The organism is Hyphomonas sp. (genome assembly GCF_018402285.1).
Lineage (GTDB): Bacteria > Pseudomonadota > Alphaproteobacteria > Caulobacterales > Hyphomonadaceae > Hyphomonas.
The window spans coordinates 619,838-627,277 of sequence record NZ_JAGYJH010000006.1 but is presented as its reverse complement, the minus strand read 5'-3'; the positions used below and the strand labels follow the sequence as shown (position 1 = coordinate 627,277).

Here is a 7,440-nt window from a genome sequence, read left to right as displayed (position 1 = left end):
GCCCCACGGGGCTCACGGAAGCCGCCCTTCGACAGGGCGGCTTCTTTGTTTATCGGCCAGGCGCCCAAGTGCTTCAAATCCATGCGGTGTCCCCGAAAAACCAAACGGAAGTCTGCCCTTTAAGTGAACGAGGAAAACAAAGATCGATCCCGCTCTCGGATCCCTCGCAAGCTGCTCTTGGGAGAGCCCCATGCTGGCCGTCGTTACCGCCGGCAAGTCCAGATCCTTACTGCCGAAAGCCACACAATTGGGCTGACAAACCGGAACCTCGAGAAAATCCTGCAACCTCAGGTCTGGAGCACAGGCTGTTATTGCGCCGTGCCACCACCACGCTGTCAGGTAACGGCCGGCAGCATCGAGCGCCTCACCATCGGGCTCTCCGAGTTCTACAGACAGCTTCGCAATGGCGGGCTCTGTCCGTCCGGCCAAGCGCCGGATCAAGAGGATAGGCCCTGAACTTAGTGCGCCCACTCTCTGACTGATCCAGCGTTCGCCCATCAGCGACCGAAAGTTCCAGTATGTGTTCTGAAGCAGACTATAGAAGAACTTTTGCTCCCGCTAATAACCAGACCTTCTGACGGGCCCGGGAAAAATACTCCAGGCCTGGCCAACCAGTTTGTCGCAAATCAGCAGGCCATACAGACCCAATTATTCGGTGAAGCGGGCGGGAACGGGTTCGCGTGGCCGAAGATTTACGCTAACTAGCCAGATAAATGACTTCAGGAGCAGGTAGATCATGACGGCGCTGATCCTAACTCCACCAGGGTGGACTATTGGCGGCAATGGGCGGCTGGCGGTCAGGGCTGGACTGAATGTTCTTGAAGATGAAGGACTGGCCCTTGATGTGAAACGCATCTGCGCCGCGCTGGGTCTGCCCTATGTGTTCAAGGCAAGCTTCGACAAGGCAAACCGGTCTTACATAAAATCCTATCGCGGCCTTGGTCTGGAGGCAGGACTGAAGATACTTGCCCGCTTGAAGATCCAGCTTGCGGTGCCCGTAGTCACAGACCTGCACGATCCCCTTCAGGCAGCCTATCGCCGCCGTCGCCGGCATTCTCCAAATGCTAGCCTACCTGGTACGTCACACGGATTTAGTCATCGCGACAGCGAAAGCCGCAGCGAAGGAACAAGCACTGATCCAGGCCGAGAAGCCCCAGTTCATGCCCCCCCCTTGGAACTCAAAAAAACATCATGACGAAAATCACCGAAGTTTCACCGCAAACAGCTGTCATCCGGGCGAACGCGGCGTGAGTTTTGGAATTAACAATCTGATCGTCGATACGCTCTCGATTCCTGAGATGAAGAAGCTAGGCTGTCCGGTGACCATTGAAGCAACCCGTTCGGTCCAGCTGCCCGGAGCTGACCCGCGAACTGCTGGCGCATCCACCGGCGGCCAGCAGTGCGGGGTGTCCATAGCCACCAAAGCGGCAGTTGCCGCGAGCGTTGAAAGCGTATTTTTGGAGTTCGATACTAACCCAAGCAAGGGACTTTGTGATGGCCCAAGCTCCCTTTCGCTTTCCGAGGCTGAAGCGCTGCTGAGCAGGCTCAAGGCGATCCACGCAGGGGTGAACGTCTGATGAAGGTCGGCCTGTGACGGACCAATCCTTTCTGGCGGGCAGGATAGCTTGCATGACTTCGCCCAACATCTCGGTCGTTATCATCAATTATAATGGCGGCGCATTTCTTCAGAATGCTGTGGATTCTCTTGCCCGGCAGACCTACCGGGATTTCGAGCTTATCCTGTTAGATAATGCGTCTACGGATGGATCTCCGCAGGCAGTAGACCTATCTGCCCTACCCTCAGCCTCACTTATCCTGAACCCTGAAAATACAGGCTTTGCCGGTGGCAACAATCTGGCCGCAAGACAGGCCCGCGGGCGATGGTTGGTCCTGCTCAATCCCGATACCGTGGCGGAGCCAGACTGGCTAAAGCAGCTGATGGCTGCCGCAGAAGGGAATCCCGGGATTCAGACATTTGCCTCCGCCCAGATTGACCTAGCCACCCCTTCCCTGATGGATGGCGCCGGTGACGCCTACCTGCTCTTCGGGATTCCCTGGCGGGGCGGGTTCAGCCGTCCGGTGACGGAGCTTCCACAACCCGGTTTCTGCTTCAGCGCCTGCGGCGCAGCGGCGATGTACGACCTCATCCTTTTCCGGGATATGGGCGGCTTTGATGAACGCTATTTCTGCTATTGCGAAGACGTTGACCTCGGCTTCCGACTGCAGCTTGCAGGCCATGACTGCCTGTTTGTTCCCGGCGCCGTCGTTCGCCATACCGGCAGCGGTATAACCGGAAGGGCGAGCGCCTTTGCCACCTATCACGGCACACGAAACCGGGTGTGGACCTACTTTAAGAACATGCCTCTTCCTCTGCTGATCCTTACGCTGCCAGGACATCTTATGCTGACAGCCTATATCGTGATCCACAACGCCTTCACTCCACGCACGCGCCCCATGCTTAAAGGGCTGCTAGACGGCATTACAGGTATTAAGCGTATACGAACGGACTGTGCCTGGAAGGTTAGCTCCCGAAAGCTTGGCCTGTGGTCGTTGGTCAACAGGATGGCCTGGAACCCCTGGCTCCTGCACCGCCGCAAAGTGCATGTTCGCCCGCAACCTCGCGGCTAACCCGCGCGTTAACCAACATCAACTTGCGCGGCAGGCCGATTGAATGAATCAAAACTTTCTTGCGATTGCCAGCTGAAATCGCGCCTGATCTTCAACGCGTCGACGGCGTCGCGCCGGTCATGGCCGCGCCGGTCGCGGAAACGTGTTTTCAAGATGCCGTAAGGACGCCCATCAGCCCGGGGACGCCGTTCATCCAGCAAAGAGCATATGGCGCTGACCATATCGATATTGCGCTTTTCTGCTCGCCCGCCGACGCAATAGGTTTCACACGGCACGCCCTTTTTCAGCATCATGGCCTGAGCCCTCGCATGGTCTGCGAGGGACAACCAGTCGCGCACCTGCACGCCTTTTCGGTAGACTTCTACACGCTTACCCTCACGAGCGGTCAAGAGCGCGCACGGGATAAGTTTTCTGGGAATTGGTAAGGGCGTTAATTCTTGGAGCAGTTTGAAATGATGACTGGAATGTTACATGTGCGATGCTATGCGCGGACTATCTGGTCTGCCGCCGCCTTAGAGGGCGCACAGGGAGATGACGGATTGAGTTACTTGCTTCGTTAAAACGCCCTCGGACTCGAGCGAACCGAATACTTCATCAGTGGATACATGCAGTATCCGGAAGTTTTCGAGCTTACCCTGTCCGTCGGTTTCATGACAGGCTCGAACCGGAACCAAGGTGAAGCCCGGAAGGCATCAAGCGTCGCCAGATTTGCTGTGCAAGTCAGCTTGTTCACGACGACCACCTCTGGGCCGCTTGCCAGCAAATGTCCCACCAGTGCTGCCCCAATCAAACCCGCCCTGCCGGTGACCAAATTTTCATTCGCGTGCTTCTGCGGCTAACGTCACTGAAGGATTCAGAGCTTAACTTGCGCCACATTCTCTAGGAACCAGCGATACGTTGAGGCGATTCCATCATAAAGTGGGATCGATGGGCTCCAGCCCATTCCACGCAGCTTGTGAGCAGACATCAGTTTGCGCGGGGTGCCGTCGGGCTTGGTCAGGTCGTGCTCGATACTGCCCCCAAACCCAACGATCCGGCAGACAATCTGCGCCAGTTCAAGAATGGTCACGTCGTGGCCGGAGCCCACATTGACGTGCTCTTCCCCGGAATAGGTCTTAAGGAGGAAGGCGAGGGCATCTGCGCAGTCATCGGCATGCAGAAACTCGCGCCGCGGGTTGCCGGTTCCCCAGATAGTAATCGAGGCATCGCCGCGTGCCTTTGCTTCGTGCACTTTGCGGATCAGCGCCGGAAGCACATGGCTCGATGAGAGGTCAAAATTGTCGCCCGGGCCATAAAGGTTTGTCGGCATGGCCGCGATATAATCGCGCCCGTACTGGCGCCGGTAAGCCTGAGCGAGCTTGATACCCGCGATCTTGGCGATCGCATACCATTCATTGGTCGGCTCGAGAGACCCGGTCAGAAGTGCGTCCTCGCGTATCGGCTGATCTGCAAACTTCGGATAGATGCAGGAGGATCCAAGGAACAGCATGCGCTGAACGCCAGCACCGTGCGCCGCCGCAGTAACGTTCGCCTCGATGATGAGGTTCTGGTAGAGGAAATCTGCCGGATAGCTGTCATTGGCTAGGATGCCGCCGACTTTAGCGGCAGCCATAACGATGGCGTCCGGGCGTTCCGTCTCCATGAACTGCTCGACCTCTGATTGGCGCATAAGATCAACACGGTCGCGGTCAGCCGTCAGCACGTCGCAGCCTTCGCGCGATAGGCGGCGAACGACGGCGCTGCCGACCATTCCTCGATGGCCGGCAACATAGATCCGCTTGCCCGCGAGGTCGTACATCTCAGGCATCCCTCATGATCGGTGCGGTCTGCATCAGCTGAATGTCTTCCATCACCATCTCTCGGGCAAGGTCGCGCACGGATGTCTTGTGCGTCCAACCCAGCTTGTCGCGCGCCTTCGCCGGATTACCCAGAAGCAGGTCGACTTCCGTAGGACGGAAATAACGCGGATCGACTTCGACGAGGCATTTGCCAGTCTTCTGACAATAGCCTTTTTCGAACACGCCTGTTCCCTTCCATTCGAGGCTTATGCCCGCATCCTCGAACGCCCACTCGACAAAGGTGCGCACATGCGTGGTCTTGCCGGTAGCGAGCACGTAATCATCGGCGACTTCCTGCTGCAACATCAGCCACATGCCTTCGACATATTCCTTGGCATGGCCCCAATCGCGTTCGGCGTTGAGATTGCCAAGATACAACCTCTCCTGCCGGCCGAGCTTGATGGCGGCCGCCGCGCGCGTGATCTTGCGAGTCACGAAAGTCTCACCCCGCAGCGGACTTTCATGATTGAAGAGGATACCGTTGGAGGCGTGAATTCCATAAGCTTCGCGGTAGTTCACAACAATCCAGTAGGCATAGAGCTTAGCTGCCGCGTAGGGTGAGCGCGGATAGAAGGGCGTCGTCTCGGACTGCGGAACTTCCTGGACGAGACCGTAGAGTTCAGAGGTCGAGGCTTGGTAGAACCGGCAGGATTTATCCAAGCCGAGGATGCGGATTGCCTCGAGGAGGCGCAAGGTCCCGACAGCATCTGCATTGGCGGTGTATTCCGGAGTGTCGAAGCTTACCTGCACATGGCTCTGGGCCGCGAGGTTGTAGATCTCATCCGGCCGCGTCTCCTGAACAATGCGGATGAGGTTAGTCGCGTCGGTCATGTCGCCATAATGCAAGCGGAAGCGCTGGTTCTCGACATGCGGATCTTCGTAGATGTCTTCGATCCGGCCCGTATTGAAGCTGGAGGAGCGGCGCTTGACGCCGTGGACATCGTAGCCCTTGGACAAAAGAAGGCGCGCAAGGTAAGCACCGTCCTGACCCGTCACCCCGGTGATGAGCGCGGTTTTGGCTTTCGCCGACTTAGTGCTGGCCATTGTCATACTTTCCTCATTTCAGTTCTAACCGTGCGGCCTGAGCCGCACGAAACATGGAAACCGCCCGCACTATCTGCCCCTAGGCAGGTGCACGTTCGGCTTCATAGATGAAGGGGGTTCCTTCCAGAATACCCTTGGTGATCGTGTCGAGCCCGCCAAATCGCCCCCGCGACAGGTCCATAACGGACCTGACACCCACGTCAAACATCGCGCCCGTTCCATTCGGCTCGAGAAAGGGCAGCGGGATCATCCGGCGAAAAAAGAAATGATAGGCATATAGCAACGCTCGCTCACGGTCAGGCTCCGCCTGGCCGGGCGCCAGCGGCAACCGGGACAGGATTTCCGCGTAATGGTCACGATTGTGAACATCTTCGGTCAGTCCCTTGTTCCGGATCCAGGCTTCACCAGCAACGATGACCGGCTTGCCCAGCGGGGTTAACTCCGTGCCCATCTTGGTGCCGTAGATTATGACAGCATTTGAGTGGTGAGCGAGATCGTACGTGCTCGCCTCTTCTTCAGGCTCAATCAGGTGGATATGCGAAGGCCAGACCGGAAAGGCTTCACGCAGCACATCAGCGACACGCTGACGTGACTTGATCGCGCCGCGCGCCTCAGCCGGGTGGATCCGAATTGCAACTTCCAGATCGGTGCGATCCCTCAGGAGACGAACCGTTTCGACAATCCAGTCCTTCATTCCGGGGAAGGCATTCGCCGGATAGTGAAGCTGTGCATCCCACATGACGTTTGTCAGCACACTGATCAGGGGCTTTGACCGGTCAATTCCCTTGCTGCGCGCATACTCATCGTAACCCGACGAGGTTTCGCGATGGAAATATATCCAATCCATGCTACCATCAGCTCGGCTAGCGAGATACGCCGTCAGCTCCTCGCGCTGCGAAGGCGTCAGCTTCAGGTCGGACCATGTCTCAACCGGTTCTGTCATCAGCGTATGGTGGTAGGTGTCATCATGACTAAAAATAAAACAGGATTTCCTGTAGGCGACGACCCATGAAACAACACGCACATTCCTTTTGCGGCAGACTGCGGCGGCAACACCCTGCGGACTGTAAATTGCGTGGTGAAGAATCGCAACATCAGGTTTCTCGGCTTCCAGCAACCGGTCAAACACCCATGCCGTGAGAATGGCACCCTCGAGATAGCGGCGCGCAACGCCTTCTCCCTGAGGCTCGTCGGAAATGTCACCCTTTGCGAAGTAGCGAAGCGCGCCAGCATATGCATGCTCTCCCACCGGAAGGCCGTCCATCTGCCAGGACGGCATGTCCGGATACGGAACGGAGGCTGCAATCGACTCTGCCAGTGCATAATCTTCCGGCTTCAGCCAGTCGCTGAACCGGTGTTCCGGCAACCCGGAAGGCCTATGAGTGTGCGTTCCGCGATTGAAACAAGCTTTGCAGAGCTTTGCCTGCAGTTCGCGCTCAACCAGCACGGACGGCGGCGTTGCATCGCCAAATGTCGGGATCAGGCAGGCTTGCAGGACACCGTCGCAGAAAGTGCGCGAAACGCGCGCACCTGCCAATGTCAAAGCTGCCGTGAGCACAGAGTCGAAGGTGGAGACCGCACCGTGCATGCCGGTGTTTGATGCAACCAGAACTTTCGGACCGCTCGCTGCACCAACAGCCGCAGACCAGGCGCCGCCCGACTGCGCAATCAGCGAAGGCCAATCGGGAAAACCTTTCTCGGGAGCACCGATGCGGCTAGCTCCTAGAAACTGCGGTGGCGCAGACAAACGAGGCATTATCAGAATCCCAACAACGCTCAGTGTTCGCGAATAGCGAAACTGACGCCCGCGCCGAAATTGCAATGAGTGCGGGTCGTGAAATCCGGTGCCTTTGCTGCGGGGAGCAGCAAATCGCAGCTGATGCCATAGGCCGCCTCAAGATTCGAAGGGAGGCCTTCCAACATTACAAGT

The 7,440-nt window shown here is 57.5% G+C and carries 7 protein-coding genes and 1 pseudogene; 2 read left to right on the top strand and 6 right to left on the bottom strand.

Going from position 1 to position 7,440, the window contains the following annotated elements:
- Window positions 1–12 precede the first annotated feature (12 nt).
- Window positions 13–498: an SMP-30/gluconolactonase/LRE family protein gene (locus tag KG722_RS15535; RefSeq protein WP_366910248.1), complete on the bottom strand. Its 486-nt coding sequence runs from the start codon at window positions 496–498 to the stop codon at window positions 13–15.
- A gap of 238 nt (window positions 499–736) precedes the next feature.
- Here KG722_RS15535 and kdsA point away from each other — a divergent pair.
- Window positions 737–1,577: pseudogene (gene kdsA, locus KG722_RS15530) on the top strand (3-deoxy-8-phosphooctulonate synthase).
- A 52-nt stretch (window positions 1,578–1,629) separates the two neighbouring features.
- On the top strand, window positions 1,630–2,628 hold the full coding sequence (locus tag KG722_RS14810; protein ID WP_213272853.1) for a glycosyltransferase family 2 protein: 999 nt from the start codon (window positions 1,630–1,632) through the stop codon (window positions 2,626–2,628).
- Window positions 2,629–2,636: 8 nt separating this feature from the next.
- On the opposite strand, the gene KG722_RS14805 is transcribed toward KG722_RS14810, so the two are convergent.
- The 5 genes from KG722_RS14805 to KG722_RS14785 all read right to left on the bottom strand — a co-directional run bounded on the left by KG722_RS14805 (window position 2,637) and on the right by KG722_RS14785 (window position 7,266).
- Window positions 2,637–3,047: a GDP-mannose 4,6-dehydratase gene (locus KG722_RS14805; protein ID WP_366910257.1), complete on the bottom strand. Its 411-nt coding sequence runs from the start codon at window positions 3,045–3,047 to the stop codon at window positions 2,637–2,639.
- Between the two features lie 137 nt (window positions 3,048–3,184).
- Complete coding sequence (locus tag KG722_RS15525) at window positions 3,185–3,439, bottom strand: NAD-dependent epimerase/dehydratase family protein (RefSeq protein WP_366910247.1); 255 nt, start codon at window positions 3,437–3,439, stop codon at window positions 3,185–3,187.
- 42 nt (window positions 3,440–3,481) lie between these two features.
- Window positions 3,482–4,426: a GDP-L-fucose synthase gene (locus KG722_RS14795; RefSeq protein ID WP_213272847.1), complete on the bottom strand. Its 945-nt coding sequence runs from the start codon at window positions 4,424–4,426 to the stop codon at window positions 3,482–3,484.
- A 1-nt stretch (window position 4,427) separates the two neighbouring features.
- Window positions 4,428–5,510 carry a GDP-mannose 4,6-dehydratase gene (gmd, locus tag KG722_RS14790; protein WP_213272845.1) on the bottom strand — a complete coding sequence of 361 codons (1,083 nt, stop codon included), beginning with the start codon at window positions 5,508–5,510 and terminating at the stop codon, window positions 4,428–4,430.
- A gap of 79 nt (window positions 5,511–5,589) precedes the next feature.
- Complete coding sequence (locus KG722_RS14785) at window positions 5,590–7,266, bottom strand: capsule biosynthesis protein (protein WP_213272843.1); 1,677 nt, start codon at window positions 7,264–7,266, stop codon at window positions 5,590–5,592.
- Window positions 7,267–7,440: the final 174 nt, after the last annotated feature.

What these genes read in the sequence shown, in the direction of transcription:
- KG722_RS14810 (WP_213272853.1), top strand. Translation starts at nt 1,630, where the DNA reads ATGACTTCGCCCAACATCTCGGTCGTTATCATCAATTATAATGGCGGC.
- KG722_RS15535 (WP_366910248.1), bottom strand. Translation starts at nt 498, where the DNA reads ATGGGCGAACGCTGGATCAGTCAGAGAGTGGGCGCACTAAGTTCAGGG.
- KG722_RS14795 (WP_213272847.1), bottom strand. Translation starts at nt 4,426, where the DNA reads ATGTACGACCTCGCGGGCAAGCGGATCTATGTTGCCGGCCATCGAGGA.
- gmd (WP_213272845.1), bottom strand. Translation starts at nt 5,510, where the DNA reads ATGGCCAGCACTAAGTCGGCGAAAGCCAAAACCGCGCTCATCACCGGG.
- KG722_RS14785 (WP_213272843.1), bottom strand. Translation starts at nt 7,266, where the DNA reads ATGCCTCGTTTGTCTGCGCCACCGCAGTTTCTAGGAGCTAGCCGCATC.